Below are 22,810 nucleotides of genomic sequence, written 5' to 3'. Positions count from 1 at the left end.
GCGATACCGCGCGCCTGCGTTCACCGCCCCGCGTCGCGCGCATCGAACCCGCGTACGCAGACGGCCGCCGCCAGTGCGAGCGCGGCCGACAGCAGCATCATCACGAGCGGCGCGTAGCCCGCGTTGCCTGCCGTCAGCACCGCCCCCGTCAGCGACGAAAACGCGGCGCCACCGGCGATCGTCATCGCGCCGGCCAGCCCCGACGCACTGCCCGCCAGTTCCGGGCGCACCGACACCGCACCGGCGTGCGCCCCGGGATTGCTCAGACCGTTGCCGATGCCGACCAGCACGCACGGCCCGAACCAGGCGATCGCCTGCGTCGCCCCACCGAACATCAGCGCGAGGCCGATCAACGGCCCCGCGCACGCGACCACCCGTCCGAACAGGATCGTCGTGGCCAGCGCGTAGCGGCGCGCGTAACGCGCGGCCAGGAAACTGCCGCACACGAAGCCGGCCGTGATGGTCCCCATGTAGAAACCGATCGCCGCCGGCGCGATGCCGAACACCGATTGCGCGGCGAGCGGCGCGCCGGCCAGGAACGCGTAGAACGCGCCGGTCGAAAACGCCATGCAGAGCGCATAGGCCCAGAAACGGCGCGCGCGGAGCAGCGCCGGATAAGCGCGAAGCTGCTGCGCGAGGGTCGACGCCCGGTTCGCATGGGTTTCGACGAGGTCGAACGCACACCAGACGAACAGCGCAATGCCCACCGCGCCGAGCAGCCAGAAGCTCGCGCGCCAGCCCAACGTCTGGTCGAGCGCGCCGCCGAGCGTCGGGCCGAGCATCGGCGCGAACGCGGCCGCCATCGCCGCATAGCCGATCCGGCTCGCCGCGCGCGCACCGCCGCCGGTGTCGCGGATCGTCGCCATCGACACCGGATAGACCGACGTGATCGCCGCCTGCATCAGCCGGCAGGCCAGGAAGGCACGAATGTCGGTCGCCATCGCGCAGCCGAGCGAGCCGAGCGCGAATACGCCGACGCTCGCCAGTACGACCGGGCGCCGCCCGAACCGGTCCGACAGCGGCCCCATCACGAACTCCAGCGACGCGGCCACCGCCGCATAGCCGCCGAGCGACAACGCGACGAGTGCATAGTCGGCGCGCAGGTCGCGCGCGATGGCCGGCAGCGACGGCAGGAACAGGCTCAGCGGCAGCACCGAGCACGCGCACAGCAGGATCAGCGTCGCGAGTCTCGGCGACGCCCGTTCGGAAGCGACCGGCAGGTTCGATTGCAAGCGGATGCCCTCCATGCACGTGCCGCATGGCCGTGCGCAATGCAAAAAAAAGCCCCCGAACGAGTCGGGGGCGCATGGGTGCCGGCGCGGTGCCGCTACCGGACCCTGCGCCTGTGGACTACTACGAAGAAGATTGCTGCTTTCATGCCGGATGGCTCCTGATGGCCTGGCTGACTGCGTGCGATATCGGACGATGTTAGGCGGACGATGCCGGGCGCGTCAACGCCCTACCGCGCATGCACCGACACGAACCTCCGGGCGTTGTTGCGCTGGATCAGCACGGCGATCACGCTGCCGTTCGCTTCGAGCGTCGGTATGTCATCGGGCGTCTCGAGCAGCGTGTCGTTGAGCTCCAGCACGACGTCGCCCGGCTGGATGCCGGCCTTGGCTGCCGGGCCGTGCACCGCGTCCACCATCATCCCGACCGCGAGCCCGGTCGAGCGGCGCTCATCGTCGCTGAGCGCATGCATCGTCAGCCCGAGGCGGTCGCCGCCGTCGGCAGCCGCTGCGCCCGCCCCCGGTCGTGCAGCCGCCTTCGGCGCGGCCATGCCGACGGTCGCATCCGCGTTGCCGCCGGCCTCGCCGGCGCCCGTGATCGTCAGCATCATCGGCGCGCGGTTGCGGATCAGCCGCAGCGGCGCTTTCTGGCCGGGCGGCAGCGCGGCGGCCAGGTCATTCAGTTCGGCCGAGCGGCCGATCGTCTTGTCGCCCAGTTTCACGATCACGTCGCCGGGCTTCACCCCGGCCGCGGCGGCCGGCGAGCCGGGTGCGACGCCGTTGACGAGCGCGCCCGCCGGACGCGGCAGCCCGAATGCCGCGGCCAGCCCCATGCCGACATCCTGCACGTCGACGCCGATCGCGTTGCCGGAGGACGACTCGCCCGGCGCCTGGGACTGCCGCGCCTGCGCCTGCATCTGCTTCTGCAGTTGCGCCCGCACCTTTGCGGCAAACGCGATCGGGATCGCGAACGTCGTGCTCGCGTAGCGGTCGGTGCCCGTATAGACCTGCACCGCGATACCGATCACGTCGCCCGCGCGATTGAACACGGGGCCGCCCGAGTTGTCGGGGTTCGGCGCGATGTCGGTTTCGAAGAATGGAAACGCGCTGCCGTCCGGCAGCCGGTGCGATGTCGCGCTGACGATGCCGGCGGTGACCGTGTTGCCCGATCCGTCCGGCGCGCCGATCGTCATCACCGGTTCGCCCGCGCGCACCTTCGACGAATCGCCGACGCGCACGAACGGCAGCTTCTTCCCGTCGATCCGCAGCACCGCGACGTCGCTTTGCGGATCGACGGCCAGCACGGTCGCCTTGAATTCGCGTCGGTCGGTGAGCCGCACCGTCACGTCGGTCGCATCGTCGACCACGTGCGCGGAGGTGAGGATCAGGCCGTCGGCGCTGACGATGAAACCCGAGCCGCTGCCCGATACCGCGCGCGGTGCGGCGTCGGGTGCCGGTACCTGTGCTTGCTGGCCTTGCCCCTGCGGGCCTTGCGCGGGCGGCGGCGCGTCGTGCCGGAAGAACGCGGCGAGCGGATCGTCGGGATCGAGGATCGCGAACGACGGGCCGCTGGCCTGCTGGTCGGGTGCGGCGGTCATGACGGTCACGACGGCCGGGCCGTAGCGGTCGACGATCGCCGGAAAATCGACCGGCATCGCGTAAGGCGCGGCAGCCGGCCGTTGCTTCATGGTGTGCGGCGTGACGGGCGGCGAGAGGGTGCCGGCAAGGGCGGCCGGCGGGGCCGGCAAACAGCCGGCAAACACGCCCCCGATCAACGCGGTGCGAAGCACGGCGCGAGCAAGCGTCTGGCGAACCACGGTGCACCTCCCCCGGGAGTCAAGGCGCCGACATGCGCGAGACGCGCAGGCGCTCGACAAGGCCCGGTACACCCATCCATTTATAGTCCACGCGGCCTGTTCGAACATACGAATCGAAACCCGAATGCCGGCGGCGCGGCGAGTGCGGAGCCGCGACGGCGTTCGTTTCGAACAAAGTGCGCGGTTCGTCAATCCGCACAAGTCCGATTGTCATCCGTCGCACGAGAGCGTCCGGCTCCTGTAGCGAAAGCAGCCGGAGCGACGACGGTCGTCACCGATCCAGTTCGCATGTTCATGACTCGATTCTCCTGTCGGGATGCCGAAGCGAATGCGAGGTCGAAAACGAAATCGATACGATCGCGGAAATCACCGGCGACGGGTGACGTATCGCGGGCGCTCGGACGCCCCCACGTCACTCCCCACCCACCCGCTCCGCGATCGCCGACAGCATCCGCAACATCGGCTCGAACGCGTCGGCCGACGTATTGCCGAAACCGAGCACGAGCCCGTTGCCCGCCGATGCCGCATCGATCGAAAAACCCGACAACGGAAACGGCCCGATGCCATGCGCGCGCGCCGCGTCGACGATCGCGCGATCGCGGTAGCGCGCCGGCAGCCGCAGCGCGAGATGCAGCCCGCACGGGCCGCCCTCGATCTGATGCGGCACGCTCAGGTTGCCGTCGAGCGCGGCCAGCAGCAAGCGCCGCCGGTCGCGGTACAGCCGGCGCATGCGGCCGAGATGGCGGCCGTACTCGCCCGTCTCGATGAAATCGGCCAGCGCGAGCTGCACGTGGCGCGTCCCGCCGCGCAGCATCTCGGGCAACACTGGCCGCACCGCCGCCAGCAACGCGTCGGGCAGCACGAGAAAACCGATCCGCAGCGCCGGAAACATCGTCTTGCTGAACGAGCCGAGATAGACGACGGGCGAATCGGGCGCGAGCCCGTGCATTGCGCCGATCGGCTCGCCGGTGTGACGGAATTCGCTGTCGTAGTCGTCCTCGACGATCCACGCGCGATGCCGGCGTGCGGCATCGATCAGCGCGAGCCGGCGCGAGATCGACAGGACGGCGCCGGTCGGGAACTGGTTCGACGGCGTCGTGTAGACGAGGCGCGGCGTCCGCTCGCGCCAGTCATCCTCTTCGGCACGCAGCCCTTCCGCGTCGACCGGCATCGGCACGACGTCGAGGTCGGCCGCCTGCATCGCGGTGCGCGCGCCGCGATAGCCGGGCTCCTCGACCCACACCGTATCGCCCGGGTTCGTCAGCAACTGCGCGCACAGCGCGATCGCGCCCTGTGCGCCTTCCGTGATCACGATCTGCTCGGGATCGCAGCGCACGCCGCGCGTCACGGCCAGATGGCGCGCGATCGATTCGCGCAACGCGGGCTCGCCGAGCGGGTCGCCGTAGCCGAGCAGGTCGCGGCCCGCGCGGCGCAGCGCGCGGTCGATCGCGTGGCGCCATGCGTCCGCCGGGAAATGCGTCAGCGCGGGCACGCCCGGCCGGAAGCCCTCCGATTCACCGGTGCCGATGCGGCTCGGGCGAATCCGGCCGAGGCGCTGCGCGACGGCCGGAGGCGCGGCACGCCGGCGCGGCGGCGCCGGCCGTGACAACCCGACCACGCGCGTACCGCGGCGGTCGGACTGCAGGAAGCCTTCGGCCACGAGCTGCTCGTAGACGGCGGCTGTCGTGTTGCGCGACACGCCGAGTGTCTCGGCCAGCGCGCGCGTGCCGGGCAAGCGCGTGCCGGCCGGCATCGCACCGCCGAGAATCGCGTCGCGCACGCGGCGCAGCAACTGGCGCTGCAGCGAAGGCGCGCCCGGCGTGCGCGCCAGCGGCGCGTCGAGCGGCAGCAACGGCGCATCGCCGGAGGGAAGAACAGTCGTCATCGGAGCATCGCAGCGTGAAAATGTCGGAACATGGCGCACGGCTGGCGGCGGACAGCTCGTTGCGCACGGCGAGTTGCATGCGGCTCGCGGTTTGCGCCCCCAAATGCGTGGCACCATAAATTTGCGGATCTCTGGCGCTTCTCATGGTACCTCGTCGCGACTACGATCGTCTGCATGCCGGTATGTCGCCGGCCGCCAACCGAAGCGAGATCGACCTTGTCCACGCTCACCAATGCTTTCCAGCAACCCATCGGCCACCCCGTTCCCGACTGGTCCGCGCGCCCGCGCCCGGAGCGCATCGTGCTCGAAGGCCGCTACTGCCGGCTCGAACCGCTCGACGCCGAGCGCCACGCGGCCGACCTGCACGCCGCCTACTCGCAGGCGCCGGACGGCAGCGACTGGACCTATCTCGCACACGGCCCGTACGCCGACGAAGCGAGCTACCGCGAGTACGCGCGCGCCGCGCAGGCGAGCCCGGATCCGCTGCACTACACGGTGATCGACCGCGCCACCGGCCGCGCGGTCGGCACGCTCGCGCTGATGCGCATCGATCCGGCCAACGGCGTGATCGAGGTCGGCTCCGTCACGTTCTCGCCGCTGCTCAAGCGCACGCCCATTTCGACCGAAGCGCAGTTCCTGCTGATGAAGTACGCGTTCGACACGCTCGGCTACCGGCGCTACGAATGGAAGTGCGACGATCTGAACCTCCCGTCGCGCAAGGCCGCCGCACGCCTCGGCTTCCGCTACGAAGGCACGTTCCGGCAGGCGATCATCTATCGCGGCCGCAATCGCGACACCGCGTGGTTCTCGATCATCGACGGCGAATGGCCGGATGTGCGCGCCGCGTTCGACGCGTGGCTCGCACCGGAGAACTTCGACGCCCAAGGCAAGCAACGCCAGTCGCTCACTGCGATCCGCCACGCGCAGGCAAGCGCGCGCGATGCGGCCAGCCGCGCGAACGACGCGACACGCGTCACGGTGCGCCCGCTCGTCGCCGCCGACGAAGCCGCGTGGCGCCCGCTGTGGCAGGGTTATCAAAAGTTCTACGACACCGCGCTGAGCGAGGCGGTATTCGCCACGACGTGGGCGCGCCTGATGGATCCCGCCGAGCCGATGTTCGTGCTCGGCGCATTCGACGCATCGGGTGCGCTGGTCGGGATCGTGCACTCGATCTACCACCGCTCGTGCTGGACCGAAGGGCCGTACTGCTACCTGCAGGACCTGTACACCGCACCCGACGCACGCGGGCAAGGCGCCGGCGGCGCGCTGATCGAGGCCGTGTACGAACATGCCCGCGAAGCCGGGGCGAGCCGTGTGTACTGGCTCACGCACGAAACCAACACGACGGCACGCGCGCTGTACGACAAGCTCGCGAACAACGCCGGGTTCATCCAGTACCGGCACGACGTGAAGAAGTAACGCGGCGGCGCAGCCGGACGGCGTTCAACCGGAAACGTCGGCCGGCTCGTGCGCGTCGTCGCCCTCCGCGGCGGCGTCACGTGCCAGGCCGGCCGCACCCGGCACCGACGCCGGGCAGATCATCTCGTCGCCATTCGCCGGTACCGGCCTTCGCACCGGCCGGAACACCGGCTCTCCCGCCTCGATCGGCTGCCCCGAGATCGCGCAGCGACCCGGCTGCAATGCGACGCGCAAGCGCCAGCGCTGCTCGCCGTAATGGCACCGGCCACTCTCGACCCAGCGGATCAGCAATGCATTGTCGTCGGCCTCCAGCACCGTGACGAACAGTTGCGGGCGCAACGGCGAGACGGCCGCCGCCACGTGCTCGGGAACGAGCGCCCGGTCGATCGTCGTGAGCGGATGCGCGACACCGCCACGCAGCGGCATCGCATCGTGTTCGCTCCATGCCGATGCATCGCACGGCGGAGCTTCTTCGCAAATCAGGCTTTCCATGGTGTTGAGCATGCTTGACGGATTTCCGAGCAGATTGAACGGCGCCGCGCTCAGCGCCGGCCCATCGGTTCGCGCAGCAGCGACAGGTCGATCGCCGCACCGGTGACGGCAGCCGCGAGCATCAGCCCGATGCCGCCCGACCAGCCGAATGCGCCGACGATCGAGCCGATCGCCAGCGGCCCGATAGCTGCGCGACGACAGCGTGGCGGCATCGGCCGCGACAGGCGATTCGGTCATCTCCCCCTCCGTTGAAACGGCCGCGTGCAACGGGATGCGTCACACGCCCGCGATCGGACCGGCGCACATGATACAAATTGAAGTTAACTTCAAGTAAAGGGGTAATGTGCGCAACGGTCCGTTCCGTCGATCGCGGCAATGGATCCGCGTGGCGGCGTGCGTCTCGCAATTCGTCTCATTGCGCTGAGACGAACGTCCCAGCGTCTCACCCAACCTGAGTTTTTGCTTTCGCAGCAAATTTCACATCGTTCTTCCGTCAAATCATTTCCTGTCAATGCGCTGGTGAATGGTGCGTCGCACCGCGCCCACCTCATCTGATCGCCGTCCGGCGCCCCACTCGAGCTGGCCCCGTTCCTGCATGCCGGTCGATCGCGCAATCGCGCGACGGGCGCACCGGCAGCCACGCCTCGCGCCCGACGACAACCTGATGGAGACAGCAACGTGAGTACACCGGCATCGACCACCGCCCCCAGCATGAAAGCCGCCGTCTGGCACGGCCGCCACGATATCCGCGTCGAACAGGTTCCCGTTCCCGAGCGCCCGCCGGCAGGCTGGGTCACGATTCGCGTGCACTGGTGCGGGATCTGCGGCTCCGACCTGCACGAATACGTCGCGGGCCCCGTCTTCATCCCGGTCGATGCGCCGCATCCGCTGACGGGCCTGAAGGGCCAATGCATCCTCGGTCACGAGTTCAGCGGCGAGATCGCCGCACTCGGCGCGGGCGTGACGGGCTACGCGGTCGGCGATCGCGTGACGGCCGACGCCTGCCAGCATTGCGGCACCTGCTGGTATTGCAAGCACGGCCTGTACAACATCTGCGAGAACCTCGCGTTCACCGGGCTGATGAACAACGGCGCATTCGCCGAATACGTGAACGTGCCGGCCGAGTTGCTGTACAAGCTGCCCGACGACTTCCCGACCGAGGCCGGCGCGCTGATCGAACCGCTCGCGGTCGGGCTGCATGCGGTGAAGAAGGCCGGCAACATCGTCGGGCAGACCGTCGTCGTGGTCGGCGCGGGCACGATCGGCCTGTGCACGATCATGTGCGCGAAGGCCGCGGGCGCCGGGCGCGTGATCGCGCTGGAAATGTCGGCCGCGCGCAAGCAGAAGGCGCTGGAGGTCGGCGCGAGCGTGGTCATCGATCCGAAGACGTCCGACGCGATCGCGGAAGTCAAGGCGCTGACCGGCGGCTACGGCGCCGACGTGTCGTTCGAGTGCATCGGGCACACGGCCACCGCGAAGCTCGCGATCGACGTGATCCGCAAGGCCGGCAAGTCGGTGATGGTCGGGATCTTCGAGGAGCCGGCGCCGTTCAACTTCTTCGACATCGTGTCGACCGAGAAGGAAGTGATCGGCTCGCTCGCGTACAACGGCGAATTCGCGGACGTGATCCGCTTCATCGCGGACGGCCGCATCGACGTGCAGCCGCTCATCACCGGGCGCATCGCGCTCGGCGACATCGTCTCGCACGGCTTCGAGGAACTGGTCAACCACAAGGACCGGAACGTGAAGATCATCGTCCAGCCCGCCCTCGCCTGATCGCTCGCACCGCCGCGGCACCGATTCGCGCCGCGGCACGCGTGCTGCAATCGTCACCCTGAAGCGTCGTCCGTGCGCGGGCGGCGCGCCTGCCTGCCATTCCCTTCCAGCGCCCCTTCCTTGCCGCCGTCGTCCGTCGCGAACGTCGTGCCGCGCGCCGATCGAACACGACGATCCGAAACATTCGCAATCCAAACCATCCGTCGTAATTCACCACCGGTCCGATGCACGATCAGGGTTTCTCCGGATCAAGCGAAATTCGTCCGGTGTCGACAGGACACTGACGCAAGGTGATCCTGTGCAAGGCACGATCCGGCTCCCTGCCGCATTCGTGGCCGCCCCCTTGAAGGCGGCCACCGCCCCCACAAAACCTTACGGTGTCACGGCGCCGACAGGCCGAGAATACGGGCCCACCCGGGATAGCTTGCAAACATGGTGTGTCATGAATCGTTCATTCTCGTTTAGCCGGGAACGCGCATATAACAATCGATCGCTGACGATCCAGCAGAAGACCCATATCGGCTTCGCACTCGTCACCACGCTGCTGGCCTTGCTGTGCGGCACGATCATCTGGGGGAGTTTCCGGCAATACCGGCAGGAGAATGCCGACCTGCAGAGCTTCGAATTCGTTCGTGGCGCGATGAGCACCGCCAACGTGATCTCGGCCGAACGCGGCCCGACGAACGACCTGCTGGTGCGCCTGAAGGACGACGGCGCCGCCGAGGCCCGCAACCTGCTCGCCGCGCGCGTACGTTCCGACCAGGCGCTCGAACGTTTTCGCGCCGGCATTGCGCAGGCAACCGTGCTCGACGATCGCGAACGCAGCAACCTGCTGCATGCACTCGACTCGGTCCGGATCACGCTCGCCGATGCGCGTTCGGAAGTCGATGCACTCGGCATGCGGCCGCTCGCGACACGCAGCGTTCACGACATCCAGCACGCGCAGGCGCGCCTGTTCCGGATCGTCGACACGCTGTCGCTGCTGATCGACGGCGCAATGACCGATACCGCGATGCGCGACCCGCGCACGTCGGGTGCGATCCTGCTCGCGCGGCTTCTCGGCGATCTCCGCGAATACGCGGGCCGCACGGGCTCGCTGCTCATCGCGCCGATGTTCGCGCGGCAGGCGCTCGACCGCACGCAGTTCGCGGACATCATGCGGATGCGCGGCCGCATCGAGCAATTGCGCGCGCTGATCGACGGCTCGATCGGCGCGCAGCTCGACGACCCCGACGTGGCACGCGAATACGCGCAGCTCAACGGGGCCTTCGACGCGCACATCCTGCCGCTCGTCGACGCGGCCGTCGCCGGCGGCAAGAACGGCGTCTATGCGATGAGTGCGGCCGACTTTTCCCGCGCGATCGTGCCGCATTTCCGGCCGAGCGAGCTGCTGCGCGACCGCGTGATCGACCTCGCCCGGCGTCGCGTGATCGGCGACCGGAACACCGCCCGGATCAAGGTCGCGTTGTCGGCGTTCGCCACGACACTGTGCATCGCGATCCTCGCGTCGCTCGCGCGCGGCGTGCAGCGGCTGCTGTCGAAGCCGCTCGATGCGCTCGGCCGCCGGATCGTCGCGCTCAGCGATGGCGATACGTCGCACGTCGCGATGCCGCGCGGCATCGGGCCGGAGATCGCGCGGATCCATCACGCGCTCGAAACGTTGCGCCACGCGACCGTCCGCCGCGACATGCTCGAGCGCCAGCGCAACGACATGCTGACGCTGTTCTCACACGACATGCGCGCTCCGCTGACCTCGTTGATCATCCTGATCGACACGCAGGCAGGCAGAGCGGGCGACGTGCAGACGAATCAGCAGTTCGCGAGAATCGGCAAGCTGGCGCGGCACACGCTGGCGATGGCCGACGGCTTCGCGCAGCTCTCGCGGGCGGAGGCCAGCGACTACGAACGCGTGCCGGCCAACCTCGCCGACCTGATGAACGAGGCTCGCGACGCGGTGTGGCCGCTCGCGCACCGGAAATCCATGTCGATCGACGACGTGCCGCGGCGCGACGACACGATCGTGCTGGGCGACCCGGCGCTGCTGTCGCGCGCGCTGATCAACCTGCTGGACAACGCCGTCAAGTACAGCGCATCGCTGACGAGCGTCGAATGCAGGGTCGAGCCGGGCGCCGACGGCAAGACCGTGCGCTGCACGATCCGCGACAGCGGGTGCGGGATCAGCAGCGCGGACCAGATGCGGCTGTTCGAGCGCTACCGGCGCTTCCGCACCGCCGGCCAGCCGGAAACCAGCGGCGTCGGGCTCGGCATGGCGTTCGTCAAGGCCGTCGTCGAGCGGCACCAAGGCAGCATCCACGTCGACAGCGCCGTGCTGCAGGGCACCACGGTCACGATCACGCTGCCGGCTGTGACGACGCCATAACGACGGCGCTGGCGACGACGGCAGCACAAGCTGCAAGCGGCGAAGCGATGCCGCAGCCGCGCCCGATTCTTCGATATACTGGACCGAACCCTTTTCGGGGCAACCGCGGGCCACCACGCCCTTTGCAGGTTCGCCCCACCTGCGTGGAATTGCTCACCGTGAAACCGCGAGCCGGACTGATCCTCGAACTCTTCGTCAACCTGGTGCTGCCTTGGGTTGCCTACCGGGCCGCACAGCCGTATTTCGGCGAAACCGGCGCGCTGTATGCGTCGGCGGTCCCACCGATCATCTGGTCGATCGTCGAATTCATCCGCTCGCGCCGCGTCGATGCGGTGGCGGCCATCGTGCTGCTGGGCATCGCGCTGTCGATCCTCGGGATGGCGCTCGGCGGCAGCGCCCGCACGCTGCTGATGCGCGAATCGCTCGCGTCGGGCACGATCGGCGTCGTGTTCCTGCTGTCGCTGTTCCGCGAACGCCCGCTGATCTTCTACCTCGCCCGCGCCACGGTGGCCCGCGAGATGGACGGCGGCGCCGCGCATTTCGAAGCCGTCTGGAACGCACAGCCGGGGCTGCGGCAGATGCTCCGGCGGATGACCTTCGTCTGGGGCGCGTTCATGACGCTGGAAATGCTGCTGCGCCTCTGGATGGTCGTGACCTGGCCGGTCGAACGCGTGCTGGTCGTATCGCCGGTCATGGGCTACACGGTGTTCGGCTGTCTGCTGCTGTGGACGTTCTGGTACCGGCGGCGGATGCGCGAGCGCAACAGCGTCCACGTCCCGGGCCGCGACGGCGCCACCGAAACCGCCGGCCGCTGACCGCTCCCCACCGTCGTCGCACGACGGCTGCTGTATGATGCGCGGCGTCTCGTCCGACGAATGCCGCTCCTGTCATGTCTCTTTCGCTCCTTCCGTCCGCCACGATCTGGCTCGCCCTGTTCGCGGCCGCCGCGTTCGCGTGGCATCGCCCGCAGCACGGCCTGAGCGTCGGCCTCGCCGCGCTCGGCTATGCGTGCGCGCTGGCGTTCGGCATGCTCGGGCCGCTTGCGCTGGCCCCGCTCGCGTTGCTGGCCGCGGCCGCCTGGGGCGTGATGCCCGAGCGCCCGCGCGCGGTGCGCATCGCCGCGCACGTCGTCTTTGCCGCCGTCGCGATCGCGCTCAGCCTGCACCTGATTCCCGGCTTCCACAATCCGCGCGTGATCGGCCCGACGCGCTTCACGCCGGATGCCGCGCCGTTCACGATGTACCTGAATCTCGACAAACCGCTCGTCGGCCTGTGGCTGGTGTGGGTGCTGCCGTGGGTCGCCCCCGACATCCCGCTGTCGCGCGCGCTGCGCACCGGCGCGGTGGCGGCCGTCGCAACGGCGGCCGCGTGCCTGGCCGGCGCGCTCGCGTTCGGGATGGTCGGCTGGGCGCCCAAATGGCCGCCGTCGGGCTGGCTGTGGCTCGTGAACAACCTGCTGATCGTGACGCTCGCCGAGGAAGCGCTGTTCCGCGGCTACGTTCAGGGTGGGCTGACGCGCGCGCTGCACGCGTTCGCATGGGGGCCGTGGGCCGCGCTTGCGATCGGCGCGGCGCTGTTCGGCGCAGCGCATGCGGCCGGCGGCTGGCAATGGATCGTGCTCGGCACGGTGGCCGGCGTCGGCTACGGCCTAGCGTGGCGGCGCGGCGGGCTGCTCGCGTCCGCGCTCGCGCATGCGGGGCTGAACGTCGTTCACTTCGGCCTGTTCACCTACCCGATGCTCGACGCCGCGCGCTGACGGCCGCGCGGCGCCGCCGCTCAGTTGATCCCGGCGACCGCGTGCGGCACGTACGGGCGTTCGAGCGTGGCGATCTCGTCGTCGGACAGTTTCAGTTCGAGCGCGGCCAGTGCGTCGTCCAGCTGCTGCGGCTTCGAAATGCCGACGATCGGCGCGGTGACGCCGCGCTTCTGCGCAACCCAGGCGAGCGCGACCTGCGCACGCGGCACGTTGCGCGCGGCCGCGATCGTCGCAACGGCATCGACGACCGCCTTGTCCGACTCCGCCGTCGCGTCGTAAAGCCGCTGGCCGACCGCGTCGCTCTGCTGCCGCTCGGTCGACTCGTCCCAGTTGCGCGTGAGGCGGCCGCGCGCGAGCGGGCTCCACGGAATCACCGCGATCCCTTCGTCTTCGCACAGCGGCAGCATTTCCCGCTCCTCTTCCCGATACAGCAGGTTCAGGTGGTTCTGCATGCTGACGAAGCGGGTCCAGCCGTGCTGCTTCGACGTGTGCAGCGCCTTCGCGAACTGCCACGCGAACATCGACGACGCGCCGATGTAGCGCGCCTTGCCGGCCTTCACGACGTCGTGCAGCGCCTCGAGCGTCTCCTCGAGCGGCGTGCCGTTGTCCCAGCGGTGAATCTGGTAGAGATCGACATAGTCGGTGCCGAGCCGCTTCAGGCTCTGGTCGATGTCGGTCATGATCGCCTTGCGCGACAGCCCCGCGCCGTTCGGCCCAGGGCGCATCCGGTAGAACACCTTGGTCGCGATCACGATGTCGTCGCGTTTTGCGAAATCGCGCAGCGCGCGGCCGACGATCTCCTCCGACGTGCCGTCGGAATACATGTTCGCGGTATCGAAGAAGTTGATGCCGGCTTCAACCGCCCGCTGGATGATCGGACGGCTCTCCGCTTCCGGCAGCGTCCACGGATGCGAGCCGCGTAACGGTTCGCCGAACGTCATGCAACCCAGCACCAGCTTCGACACCTCCAGTCCTGTCGATCCGAATTTCACGTATTCCATTGCACGCCTCGCCATTGAAGTTGAGCTGACGGCCGGATGCGCGCCGCGCATCCGCCGAACCGTCGCATGGTATCCCGGGCGGCAAAAATGCGTGCGGCGTCGCCGCAAGGTGCGAAGGGCGTGCCCGCGAGCGCGAGGTCGTGCGGGGCGCCGGCCGCGCAGCACGTGCGCAGCGGCGCGGGTCGCTTGCTTACTTGGCCTGGTCGGCGATCGGCTGAAGGAACGCGGAAAAGCCGGTCAGCATGATCTGCACGCCGATGCACAGCAGCAGGAACGCCGACACGCGTTTCGCGACCTTGGTGCCTTCGCTGCCGAGGTAGCGCGACAGCAGCGCGGAGCGGCTGTAGACCTGCCAGATCACGATCGCAACCAGCACCGAGACGGCAATCGACACGATGCTCGACAGCGCGAACTCCGACAGCTTGTGCGTGCGGTTCGCGTTCAGCGCGATCGCGGTCGCGATCGAGCCGGGGCCGACCGTCAGCGGCATGGTCAGCGGGAAGAATGCGCGCGTCATGATCGCATTCGCGTCGATCGGCTTGACCGGCGTGTCGCCGCCGCCCGGCCCGTCGGGCTCGTTCAGCATCTGCCAGCCGGCCACCGCAACCGCGAAGCCGCCGCCGATCCGCAGCGCTTCCATCGAGATACCGAAGAAATGCAGCACCGGCGTGCCGGCGAAGAACGCGACCATCAGGACGACGAACGCGTTGAACGCGACCTTCCTCGCGAGCAGATCGCGTTCTTGCTCGGTGAGCGCCTCGGTCCGTTCGAGAAACAGGAACGCGATGCCGATCGGGTTGATGATGCCGATCAGGCCGGTGAAGCCGAACAGGATCTCGGAGATAAGGCGGTTGACGATCATCGGATGAAGAATCGGTCGGGGCTGGGCCGGCAGCGCGCCGGAGGTCACGCATTGTAGAGCAAGCGCCCGCGCCCGAGCCGCAAAATTCGGCCGGGCCCGCCGTGCCGTCGATCGTCGCCGTTTCCCCTTGGTTTCCCCGCGGTTTCCCCGCGGTTTCCCGTTACTCGGCGCCCGCCTCCCACGCCGGCGGCCGCTTCGCGAAGAACGCGGCGAAGCCTTCCTTCGCTTCCGGCGCCGCTCGCACGCGGGAGATCGTCCGTGCGGTGAAGGCCGCACGCTCGTCCGACGGCGGATACTCGCCGATCGCATCGAAGAAGCGCTTGATCTCCATCAGCGCGCTCGGGCCGTTGCGACCGAGTTCGGCGAGCGTCTTGTCGAGTGCTTCGTCGAGCGCATCGAGCGGCACGGCCTGGTGGATCAGGCCGATCGCGACCGCTTCGCCCGCGGCGAGCTGGGTCGCCGTCAACGCGAGCCGGCGCGCCTGGCGCTGGCCGACCGCCTCGACCAGATACGGGCCGATCACGGCCGGCAGGATCCCGAAGCGTGCCTCGCTGACCGAGAATCGCGCGTGATCGCTCGCGATCACGATGTCGCACGCCGCGCACAGGCCGACGCCGCCACCGAACGCATGGCCCTGCACGCGCGCCACCGTCGGCTTCGGGCATTGCCGGATCGCGCGCATCATCGCGGCGAACCGCTCCGCATCGCGCAGGTTCGCGGCCGCATCGTTCGCGCTCGCGCGCTGCATCCACTGCAGGTCGGCGCCCGCGCAGAATGCGCGGCCATCCGAGCGCAGCACGATCGCGCGCACGTCGTCACGACGGCCGAGCGTGGTGAACGCGTCGGTCAGTTCGGCGATCATCGTCTCGTCGAATGCGTTGAGCACGTCGCCGCGCTGCAGCGCGACCGTTGCGATGCCGCGCGCATCGACCGTGACGGCCAGGGTCTTCAATCCATCCATCGAACAGGTTTCCTCGGGTAGAACGGCAAACAGGGGAATCAGGCGGCCTGGCGGCGATCGATCACGCGCCTGGCCTTGCCGGTCGCGGTCGCGGGAATGCCGCCCGCCGCCAGCACCGTCACGCCGGACGACACGCCGACCATCGTCTTGATCCGGTGCTGCAGCTCGCGCGCGAGTGCCGCACGATCGCTTTCGCTGACGGACGCGGCCGCCTCGGAGCGCAGTTCGACCGCGAGGTCGAGCCGATCCATGTGCCCGTCGCGCGACAGCGTGATCTGGAACTGGCCCGACAACTGCGGCAGCGCGACGACGATCTCCTCGATCTGGCTCGGGAACACGTTCACGCCGCGCACGATCAGCATGTCGTCGGAGCGGCCCGTGATCTTCGCGAGACGGCGCATCGCGCGCGCGGTCGGCGGCAGCAGCGCGGTGAGGTCGCGCGTGCGGTAGCGGATCACGGGCATCGCCTCCTTCGTCAGCGACGTGAACACCAGCTCGCCCTGGCTGCCGTCGGGCAGCACTTCGCCCGTGACCGGGTCGATGATCTCCGGATAAAAATGGTCTTCCCAGATCACCGGGCCGTCCTTCGTCTCGACGCATTCGCACGCAACACCCGGGCCCATCACTTCCGACAGCCCGTAGATGTCGAGTGCGTCGATGCCCACGCGCGTCTCCACTTCCTCGCGCAGCGCCTGCGTCCACGGCTCGGCGCCGAAGATGCCGATCTTCAGCGACGATTCGGCCGGGTCCATCCCCTGCCGCACCATCTCGTCGATCAGGTTCAGCATGTAAGACGGCGTGACGAGGATGATCTTCGGCTCGAAATCGCGGATCAGCTGCACCTGCTTCTCGGTCTGCCCGCCCGACATCGGCACGACCATGCAGCCGAGCCGTTCCGCGCCGTAGTGAATCCCGAGGCCGCCGGTGAAGAGCCCGTAGCCGAATGCGTTGTGCAGTGTATCGCCCGGGCGGCCGCCGGCCGCGCGGATCGAGCGCGCGGTCACGTTCGCCCAGGTATCGATGTCGCGCGCGGTGTAGCCGACTACCGTCGGCTTGCCCGTCGTGCCGCTGGACGCATGCACGCGCACGACCTGCTCGCGCGGCACCGCGAACAGCCCGAACGGATAGTTGTCGCGCAAGTCGCTCTTGGTCGAGAACGGGAATTTCGCGAGATCCGCCAGCGACTTCAGGTCGTCCGGATGCACGCCCGCCGCATCGAACGTGCGGCGATAGTGCGGGACGTTGTCGTACGCGTGGCGCAGCGACCACTTGAGGCGCTCGAGCTGCAGCGCCTGCAGTTCGTCGCGGCTGGCGGTCTCGATCGGCTCGAGGGCGGCGGCGGAATGCGTCGGGTGAGTCATCGGGGTGCTCCTCCAATGGAGTGATGTCGTTATCGTGTTCGATGCAACGGGGGCGAGGCTACGACCGGAACGTGCGGCCGGCCGCATGCAGCGCGGCGATGCGCGGCGACACGCGATAGCGGTCCTCGCCGTAGCTCGCCGCCAGGTTCGACAGCACGCGATGCACGCGGCCGATACCGATCGCATCGGCCCACGCGAGCGGGCCGCACGGGTAGTTCACGCCCTTCTCCATCGCGAGATCGAGATCGGCGGGCGAGCACACGCCCTGGTTCACCGTGTCGGCCGCCTCGTTCGCGAGCATCGCGACGGTGCGCATCGCGACCATGCCCGGCACGTCCGCGACGCCGACGACGCGAAAGCCCGCCTGCTGGAACAGGCCGACCGCATCCGCGTAGGCCGCATCGCTACACTGGAGCGCGCGCGTCAGTGCAACGAGCCCGGCCTGCGCGTAATCGCGCGCAAGATCGACCAGCACGAGATCGGCCACGCCCGTCTGCGCAGCGCGCACGGTCGCGGTACGGCCGTCGGTCGGCGCGATCGATGCACGGCCGGCCGTCGCGAGCAGGTCGTCGGCATGCGCGCCGGCCTGCCGGGCGCCCGGAAAGCGTTCGGCGAAGCGCGCATGCAGCGCGGCGGCCGGGCCGTCCTGCGCAAACAGCGCGACGTCGGCCGGCGCGTCGCGCGGTGCTTCGAGATCGGGTGCGGGCGGCGTCGCGCCGTCCGCATACGAATAGAAGCCGCGGCCCGACTTGCGCCCGAGGAACCCCGCGTTCACGAGTTCCTGCTGGATCAGCGACGGCGTGTAGCGCGGATCGTTGAAGTACGCGCGGAACACCGATTCGGTCACCGCGAAGTTCACGTCGTGGCCGATCAGGTCCATCAGCTCGAACGGCCCCATCCGGAAGCCGCCGGCCTCGCGCATCACCGCGTCGATCGATGCCGGCGCGCCGCCTTGCTCGTTCAGCACGCGCAGCGCCTCCGCGTAATACGGCCGCGCGACGCGGTTCACGATGAAGCCCGGCGTCGATTTCGCCATCACGGGCTGCTTGCCCCACGCGGCGGCGGTCGCAACCAGCACCTGGGCGACCTCGGGCGCGGTCGCGAGCCCGCTGACCACCTCGACGAGCGCCATCAGCGGCGCCGGGTTGAAGAAATGCAGGCCGGCAACACGCTGCGGCACGCGCAGCCCGGCCGCGATCGACGTGATCGAGATCGATGACGTATTGGTGGCCAGCAGGCACGCATCGTCGACATGGCGCTCGAGCGTCGCAAAGATCTCGCGCTTCACGTCGAGCCGCTCGGCCGCCGCCTCGACGATCAGCGCAGCGCCCGCGAAGTCGGCCAGTTCACGCACTGCGCGAATCCGGCTGCCGGCCGCGTCGGCCTGCGCCGGTTCGAGCCGGCCCTTCTCCGCGAGCCGCGCGAACTGCGCGCGGATGCCGGCCAGCGCCTTGTCGCAGGCGGCTTCGTTCAGGTCGTACAGCAGCACCGCATGGCCGGCCGCCGCCGCGACCTGCGCGATGCCTGCGCCCATCGCGCCGGCGCCGATCACGCCGACGACGGCCGACGGCGCCAGCGCGCCCGAGTTCACCGAATGTGCAGAAGAAACAGCCATCGCTTGCGATCCGTCATGAAGTGGGAGTGTGAGTGATTATAAACCGACCGGTCGGTAGATTTATGTCAGGGCGAGCCCGAATTTGTCGTGCAAGAGACCGTTACGGAAACTGCAAAGACAAAAAAATTGAAAGGTCGGGGCACTTTTTATGAACCGAAAGGTCTATGAAAGAATTCGAATATGAGATAGTGACCCCCGAACGCCTGATAAAATTCGACAAACCGCCGGATTTCAGGGGGAAACCGCGTGTCACGCCGCCACTGCCGTCCATCGTCGGCCGCTCTTTCGGGGTCGGAACCGCGCCTCCGGCCCGTGCGTCGTCACACGTGCTCGCCTCGCCGTTCGCGGCCGGCTGCATCGAACCGTTTCATCCAGCGACGGGCTCCGGCCCGCCCGCGCCCCTCGCCGCCTCATGGCGGCGAACCCCGGGCAGCACCGTTGCGTGCAGCCCCCTTCGGTTTCATCATCCTCGTTCGGCGGATAGTACGGCCGGGCTTCGTCAACCCGTGACGACGCGTCGCGCGCCGTCACTCGCATAAGGAAACCCTCCATGCCGCTCTCGTCCAACCAGCTCCCGCGCTGGACCCTCGTGGCTCCGCTTGCCGCGTGGCTGGTACTCGCGCTGTCGCGTGTCGTGCCGGCCGAAGGCTTCGTCATCGCGGTGTTCGCCGCCGCCCTCGCCGGCGCCGTGTTCGCCGCCGTCCACCATGCCGAAGTCGTCGCGCACCGCGTCGGCGAACCGTTCGGCACGCTCGTGCTCGCGGTCGCCGTGACCGTCATCGAAGTCGCGCTGATCGTGTCGGTGATGCTCGGCGCGGGCCCCGAGAAATCGGGCCTCGCCCGCGACACCGTGTTCGCCGCCGTGATGATCATCTGCAACGGCATCGTCGGTATCTGCCTGCTGGTCGGCGCGTGGAAGCACGGCGAACAGGACTTCCAGGGGCGCGGCGCCAGCAAGGCGCTCGCGGTGCTGGCATCGCTGTCGGTACTGTCGCTCGTGATGCCGAACTACCTGAACGCCGCGCCGGGCCCGTTCTTCTCGAAATCGCAGCTCGCGTTCGCCGGCGTGTCGTCGCTCGTGCTGTACGGCGCGTTCGTGTTCGTGCAGACCGTGCGCCACCGCGACTACTTCCTCGCCGAGCACGACAGCGCGAACGAGGCCGTCCACGCGGCAGCGCCGAGCAACCGCACCGCCGTGATCAGCATGCTGCTGCTGTTCGCGAGCCTCGTCGCGGTCGTGCTGCTCGCGAAGCTGCTGTCGCCGGCCGTCGAGCACGCGGTGATGCGGCTCGGCGCCCCCGAGGCCGCGGTCGGTATCGTGATCGCCGCGCTCGTGCTGCTGCCGGAAGGGCTCGCGGCCGTCACCGCCGCACGCGCGAACCGCCTGCAGACCAGCATGAACCTGGCGCTCGGTTCGGCGCTCGCGAGTATCGGGCTGACGATCCCGACCGTCGCGGCCGTGTTCATCTGGGTCGGCCAGCCGCTCACGCTCGGCATCGGCGCGATGGAAACCGTACTGCTGGCGCTCACCCTGCTCGTCAGCACGCTGACGCTCAGCCAGGGGCGCACGACGGTGCTGCACGGCGTCGTGCACCTGTCGCTGTTCGCTGCATACCTGTTCCTGTCGATCACGCATTGACGCAGAAAGGCGCGCGGCCCGGCGGATCCTCTCCGCCGGGCCGCGCGCCTTCCTTCACGTCCCCTCAGCTTCCTTCGTTCCCGCCGCGCCGCCGTTACCGCACCGGAATCACCAGATGCTGGCCCGCCAGGATCAGGTTCGGGTTGGCGAGGTTGTTGCGGCGTTGAATCTCGCGATAGCGCTGGCCGCTGCCGAGCTTGCTCGCCGCGATCATGTTCAGCGTGTCGCCCGCCTTCACCACGTACGTATGCTCGCCCGACGCGGCCGCGGTCGTCACCGCCTGGTCGCTGACGAAGTACTTGCGCAGCAGGTCGAGATACTGGGGCGACTGCTTGAGCTTCGCGATCGCGGCATTCAGGTAGATCAGCAGATCCTGGTCGTCCGCGCGCACGCCGATCTTGTACGCGATGTTCGAGCCGTCGAGCTTGGTCACCGCGAACTTCAGGTCGGTGTCCTTGATCGAGCTGACCGCGAACGGATAGTCGTAGATGAACGCGTCGACCGTATGGCCGTCGATGCTCTTCGCAATGAAGGCCGGATCGGAATCGTCGACCTCGACGAACTTCACGTTCGGGTACTGGCGCGTGACGAACGCACGCACGTCCGGGTCACCCTTCAGGATGCCGACCGTCTTGCCCGCAAGATCGTCGGTCGAGCGGATCGCGGAGCCCTGCCGCACGATCAGCGAATAGCCGAAATCGTCAACGTACGGCACCGAATAGACGACGCCCGACGGCGTGTTGTCCGGGAACGTCAGCCCGTCCATCGCCACGTCGACCACGTGGTTCCCCTTCGCATCCGTATCGAGCAGTTGCTTCGGCACGCCCGGGTATGTGTCGACCTCGTGACGCGTATCGACGACCACCGGCTTGCCGCCGTGCGAGAACGACGGATCCGCGAACAGCAGCCGCGCGAATTCGACGTTGAAGCCGTGCGGCATGCCCTTGTCCTCGCCGAAGAACGGTTCGCTCGGGTTCTGCACGGAGATCCGCACGATGCCGTTTTCGGCAATCGATTTCAGCGCGCTGGCCTGCGGCGTGAAGCCGGCCGGCAGGACGTTGGCCGACGGTGAAGGCTGCGCGGGCTGGCCGGTGTCGCCATTTTGCGCGGACGTCGATGCCGGAGCCGCGTCATGCGCGGGAATCAACGTCGACAGGCCGCCCTGATGCACGATCCATACGCCGACGAGCACGACCAGAAATGCGATGGCGCCAAGAAGTTTTTTCATGGTTGCAAGCCTGCAGGAAGTTATTGTTGTTTCGACGGCAGTTGCGCGGGAGTCGTCGCGTCGAGCCCGGGCGCGTGCGGCGCGTTCATCACCGCCTGCTGCTGTGCCTGCTTGACCTCGGGGTTGTCCATCAGCGACGTCTCCATTTCGGAGAACGCCTTGTTGACCGAGCGCATCACCGAATCGACGGCCACGTCGGTCTTGATCTGCTCGAACGTGTCGGACGCTTGCCGGCCCGCGAGCTTGTTCATCTGCTGCGCGGCCTGCGACATGTCCCACATCGCCTTCGCGCGGTCGATCGCCGATGCGAAGTTCTTCAGTTCGGCCTGCACCTGCTTGTAGCGGCCCTCGCGAAACGAGAGCAGCTGCTTCATCGTGTCGAGCTGCTGCCGGAAGCGCGGCGCGTCGTCCGGATACTGCTTCTCGAACAACTCCGTCTTGTTCTCGAAGTTCTTCACCTCGGTGCGAAACGCGGTGATGCTGTCCGCGAATTTCTGCGCTGCCTGGCGCTTCTCCGCGAGCTGGTTGATCAGCGTCTCGATCGGATTGGCCTGCGCCTCCTGGACGATCATCTTCACCTTCTGGTTCGCGAACTTCATCGCGACGACCGGCGCGAAATAGATCGCACCGAGGCCGATCACGCCCGCCGTGACCAGTGCGATCACGCCCTTCAGGATGAACAACGCCGCCGGTGCCGCGATCGCGACGCCGGCGATGATGATCGCCCACTTGATCAGCTTGACCTTGCCACTCCCCGAACTGCCGTTTGCTTCTTCATTCGAAAGCTGCGACATGAGTTTTTCTCCTTGAACCTCGAACCGAACTGCGTGCGTTTGCCTCTTCAAGCTCAATCGAAATGCTTCGGACTCCGGTGCCGCCGGGCAGTCAGGCAAGCCGGCGGCGCAATGCAAGGATGGGCGCGACGGACGTCACGAGACGCCGGTGTAGGCGCCGTTCGGGATGCGGTGGTGAGGAGCGGCAAACGACGCTGCGATGCGGCGCGCCGGACGGGCGCCGTTCATCGTCGCGGCTCGCGCGCGGATGGGAAAGTGTACCGATGCACGGTACGAAACGGGATGACGGATACGTGACGCGACAGGCGTCGGGTGAAGCGTTGTTCCGGCGGGCCGACAAACGCGGGGCCGGTATTCCGGTACGAGTGCGTAAAGGCTCATCGTTGTTCTTCTGCGTATCGCGGGTGCAGGAACCGCGCGGCCGGCGCGTCCCGCTCCAAATGCACGGACGTATCGTGCGCCGACCGGCATGCAGCGTCAAGCAGTTGTCGCAGTGCAGCGAAGCGTCGCGTTCCTCCGTTGGAACACCGGTTGCGAACCAGCTTTCAGCACGGTAAGGATTCGCAGGACTGCGACCCGTCGTGCTCGGTCAGGA

17 protein-coding genes and 1 pseudogene are annotated in these 22,810 nt (G+C 68.3%); 6 read left to right on the top strand and 12 right to left on the bottom strand.

Annotated features, from left to right (window positions below; translation table 11 throughout):
* Positions 1-20: 20 nt before the first annotated feature.
* The 3 genes from C5O79_RS23495 to C5O79_RS23485 all read right to left on the bottom strand — a co-directional run bounded on the left by C5O79_RS23495 (position 21) and on the right by C5O79_RS23485 (position 4,931).
* Positions 21-1,232 carry an MFS transporter gene (locus C5O79_RS23495; RefSeq protein WP_131931796.1) on the bottom strand — a complete coding sequence of 404 codons (1,212 nt, stop codon included), beginning with the start codon at positions 1,230-1,232 and terminating at the stop codon, positions 21-23.
* Between the two features lie 227 nt (positions 1,233-1,459).
* Positions 1,460-3,046: a trypsin-like peptidase domain-containing protein gene (locus tag C5O79_RS23490; protein ID WP_131931794.1), complete on the bottom strand. Its 1,587-nt coding sequence runs from the start codon at positions 3,044-3,046 to the stop codon at positions 1,460-1,462.
* 412 nt (positions 3,047-3,458) lie between these two features.
* Positions 3,459-4,931, bottom strand: coding sequence for a PLP-dependent aminotransferase family protein (locus tag C5O79_RS23485; RefSeq protein WP_122476075.1), 1,473 nt, complete (start codon positions 4,929-4,931; stop codon positions 3,459-3,461).
* A 216-nt stretch (positions 4,932-5,147) separates the two neighbouring features.
* Between C5O79_RS23485 and C5O79_RS23480 the strand changes: the two genes are divergently transcribed.
* On the top strand, positions 5,148-6,350 hold the full coding sequence (locus C5O79_RS23480) for a GNAT family N-acetyltransferase (protein ID WP_122476077.1): 1,203 nt from the start codon (positions 5,148-5,150) through the stop codon (positions 6,348-6,350).
* Positions 6,351-6,374: 24 nt separating this feature from the next.
* Here the strand turns inward: C5O79_RS23480 and C5O79_RS23475 are convergent, their stop codons facing one another.
* Both C5O79_RS23475 and C5O79_RS23470 read right to left on the bottom strand, forming a co-directional pair.
* Positions 6,375-6,854 (bottom strand): DUF3331 domain-containing protein, encoded by a 480-nt coding sequence (locus C5O79_RS23475; protein ID WP_122476080.1) that lies wholly within the window; start codon positions 6,852-6,854, stop codon positions 6,375-6,377.
* Positions 6,855-6,892: 38 nt separating this feature from the next.
* A pseudogene (locus tag C5O79_RS23470) lies at positions 6,893-7,027 on the bottom strand (MFS transporter); the annotation flags it as partial.
* 526 nt (positions 7,028-7,553) lie between these two features.
* On the opposite strand from C5O79_RS23470, the gene C5O79_RS23465 reads away from it, so the two are divergent.
* The 4 genes from C5O79_RS23465 to C5O79_RS23445 all read left to right on the top strand — a co-directional run bounded on the left by C5O79_RS23465 (position 7,554) and on the right by C5O79_RS23445 (position 12,754).
* Positions 7,554-8,618: a 2,3-butanediol dehydrogenase gene (locus C5O79_RS23465; protein ID WP_047849830.1), complete on the top strand. Its 1,065-nt coding sequence runs from the start codon at positions 7,554-7,556 to the stop codon at positions 8,616-8,618.
* 442 nt (positions 8,619-9,060) lie between these two features.
* Positions 9,061-10,998 carry a HAMP domain-containing sensor histidine kinase gene (locus C5O79_RS23455; protein WP_122476085.1) on the top strand — a complete coding sequence of 646 codons (1,938 nt, stop codon included), beginning with the start codon at positions 9,061-9,063 and terminating at the stop codon, positions 10,996-10,998.
* 158 nt (positions 10,999-11,156) lie between these two features.
* Positions 11,157-11,813 carry a VC0807 family protein gene (locus C5O79_RS23450; RefSeq protein WP_046548556.1) on the top strand — a complete coding sequence of 219 codons (657 nt, stop codon included), beginning with the start codon at positions 11,157-11,159 and terminating at the stop codon, positions 11,811-11,813.
* A gap of 74 nt (positions 11,814-11,887) precedes the next feature.
* On the top strand, positions 11,888-12,754 hold the full coding sequence (locus tag C5O79_RS23445) for a CPBP family intramembrane glutamic endopeptidase (protein WP_046548010.1): 867 nt from the start codon (positions 11,888-11,890) through the stop codon (positions 12,752-12,754).
* A 20-nt stretch (positions 12,755-12,774) separates the two neighbouring features.
* On the opposite strand, the gene C5O79_RS23440 is transcribed toward C5O79_RS23445, so the two are convergent.
* The 5 genes from C5O79_RS23440 to C5O79_RS23420 all read right to left on the bottom strand — a co-directional run bounded on the left by C5O79_RS23440 (position 12,775) and on the right by C5O79_RS23420 (position 18,554).
* A complete protein-coding gene (locus C5O79_RS23440; protein ID WP_122476087.1) occupies positions 12,775-13,755 on the bottom strand; it encodes an aldo/keto reductase in 981 nt (326 codons plus the stop codon).
* A gap of 190 nt (positions 13,756-13,945) precedes the next feature.
* Positions 13,946-14,617 (bottom strand): MarC family protein, encoded by a 672-nt coding sequence (locus C5O79_RS23435; protein WP_046548012.1) that lies wholly within the window; start codon positions 14,615-14,617, stop codon positions 13,946-13,948.
* Positions 14,618-14,777: 160 nt separating this feature from the next.
* Positions 14,778-15,578 (bottom strand): enoyl-CoA hydratase-related protein, encoded by an 801-nt coding sequence (locus tag C5O79_RS23430; protein ID WP_122476090.1) that lies wholly within the window; start codon positions 15,576-15,578, stop codon positions 14,778-14,780.
* 38 nt (positions 15,579-15,616) lie between these two features.
* Positions 15,617-16,939 carry a phenylacetate--CoA ligase PaaK gene (paaK, locus tag C5O79_RS23425; RefSeq protein WP_122476093.1) on the bottom strand — a complete coding sequence of 441 codons (1,323 nt, stop codon included), beginning with the start codon at positions 16,937-16,939 and terminating at the stop codon, positions 15,617-15,619.
* A gap of 58 nt (positions 16,940-16,997) precedes the next feature.
* The gene (locus C5O79_RS23420) at positions 16,998-18,554 is read right to left on the bottom strand and encodes a 3-hydroxyacyl-CoA dehydrogenase (RefSeq protein ID WP_122476095.1); all 1,557 of its coding nucleotides are present in this window, start codon (positions 18,552-18,554) and stop codon (positions 16,998-17,000) included.
* Positions 18,555-19,104: 550 nt separating this feature from the next.
* Between C5O79_RS23420 and C5O79_RS23410 the strand changes: the two genes are divergently transcribed.
* Positions 19,105-20,193, top strand: a complete 1,089-nt coding sequence (locus C5O79_RS23410) for an ionic transporter y4hA (RefSeq protein ID WP_122476098.1) — start codon at positions 19,105-19,107, stop codon at positions 20,191-20,193.
* Between the two features lie 94 nt (positions 20,194-20,287).
* Here C5O79_RS23410 and C5O79_RS23405 read toward each other — a convergent pair whose 3' ends face one another.
* Entirely contained in the window at positions 20,288-21,421 is a 1,134-nt protein-coding gene (locus C5O79_RS23405) for a transporter substrate-binding domain-containing protein (protein WP_122476100.1), read from the bottom strand.
* 20 nt (positions 21,422-21,441) lie between these two features.
* The gene (locus C5O79_RS23400) at positions 21,442-22,215 is read right to left on the bottom strand and encodes a hypothetical protein (protein WP_046548017.1); all 774 of its coding nucleotides are present in this window, start codon (positions 22,213-22,215) and stop codon (positions 21,442-21,444) included.
* Positions 22,216-22,810: the final 595 nt, after the last annotated feature.

The organism is Burkholderia sp. SRS-25 (assembly GCF_004343765.1).
In the GTDB taxonomy this organism is placed as follows: domain Bacteria; phylum Pseudomonadota; class Gammaproteobacteria; order Burkholderiales; family Burkholderiaceae; genus Burkholderia; species Burkholderia contaminans.
Note: the sequence above shows the minus strand (reverse complement) of the source record. Positions and strands in the feature narration are given on the sequence as shown.

Excerpts from the sequence above, each read along its gene's own strand:
- C5O79_RS23420 (WP_122476095.1), bottom strand. The coding sequence starts at position 18,554 with ATGGCTGTTTCTTCTGCACATTCGGTGAACTCGGGCGCGCTGGCGCCG.
- C5O79_RS23445 (WP_046548010.1), top strand. The coding sequence starts at position 11,888 with ATGTCTCTTTCGCTCCTTCCGTCCGCCACGATCTGGCTCGCCCTGTTC.
- C5O79_RS23475 (WP_122476080.1), bottom strand. The coding sequence starts at position 6,854 with ATGCTCAACACCATGGAAAGCCTGATTTGCGAAGAAGCTCCGCCGTGC.
- C5O79_RS23435 (WP_046548012.1), bottom strand. The coding sequence starts at position 14,617 with ATGATCGTCAACCGCCTTATCTCCGAGATCCTGTTCGGCTTCACCGGC.
- C5O79_RS23465 (WP_047849830.1), top strand. The coding sequence starts at position 7,554 with ATGAAAGCCGCCGTCTGGCACGGCCGCCACGATATCCGCGTCGAACAG.
- C5O79_RS23455 (WP_122476085.1), top strand. The coding sequence starts at position 9,061 with ATGAATCGTTCATTCTCGTTTAGCCGGGAACGCGCATATAACAATCGA.
- C5O79_RS23410 (WP_122476098.1), top strand. The coding sequence starts at position 19,105 with ATGCCGCTCTCGTCCAACCAGCTCCCGCGCTGGACCCTCGTGGCTCCG.
- C5O79_RS23400 (WP_046548017.1), bottom strand. The coding sequence starts at position 22,215 with ATGTCGCAGCTTTCGAATGAAGAAGCAAACGGCAGTTCGGGGAGTGGC.
- C5O79_RS23405 (WP_122476100.1), bottom strand. The coding sequence starts at position 21,421 with ATGAAAAAACTTCTTGGCGCCATCGCATTTCTGGTCGTGCTCGTCGGC.
- C5O79_RS23485 (WP_122476075.1), bottom strand. The coding sequence starts at position 4,931 with ATGACGACTGTTCTTCCCTCCGGCGATGCGCCGTTGCTGCCGCTCGAC.
- C5O79_RS23430 (WP_122476090.1), bottom strand. The coding sequence starts at position 15,578 with ATGGATGGATTGAAGACCCTGGCCGTCACGGTCGATGCGCGCGGCATC.
- C5O79_RS23440 (WP_122476087.1), bottom strand. The coding sequence starts at position 13,755 with ATGGAATACGTGAAATTCGGATCGACAGGACTGGAGGTGTCGAAGCTG.
- paaK (WP_122476093.1), bottom strand. The coding sequence starts at position 16,939 with ATGACTCACCCGACGCATTCCGCCGCCGCCCTCGAGCCGATCGAGACC.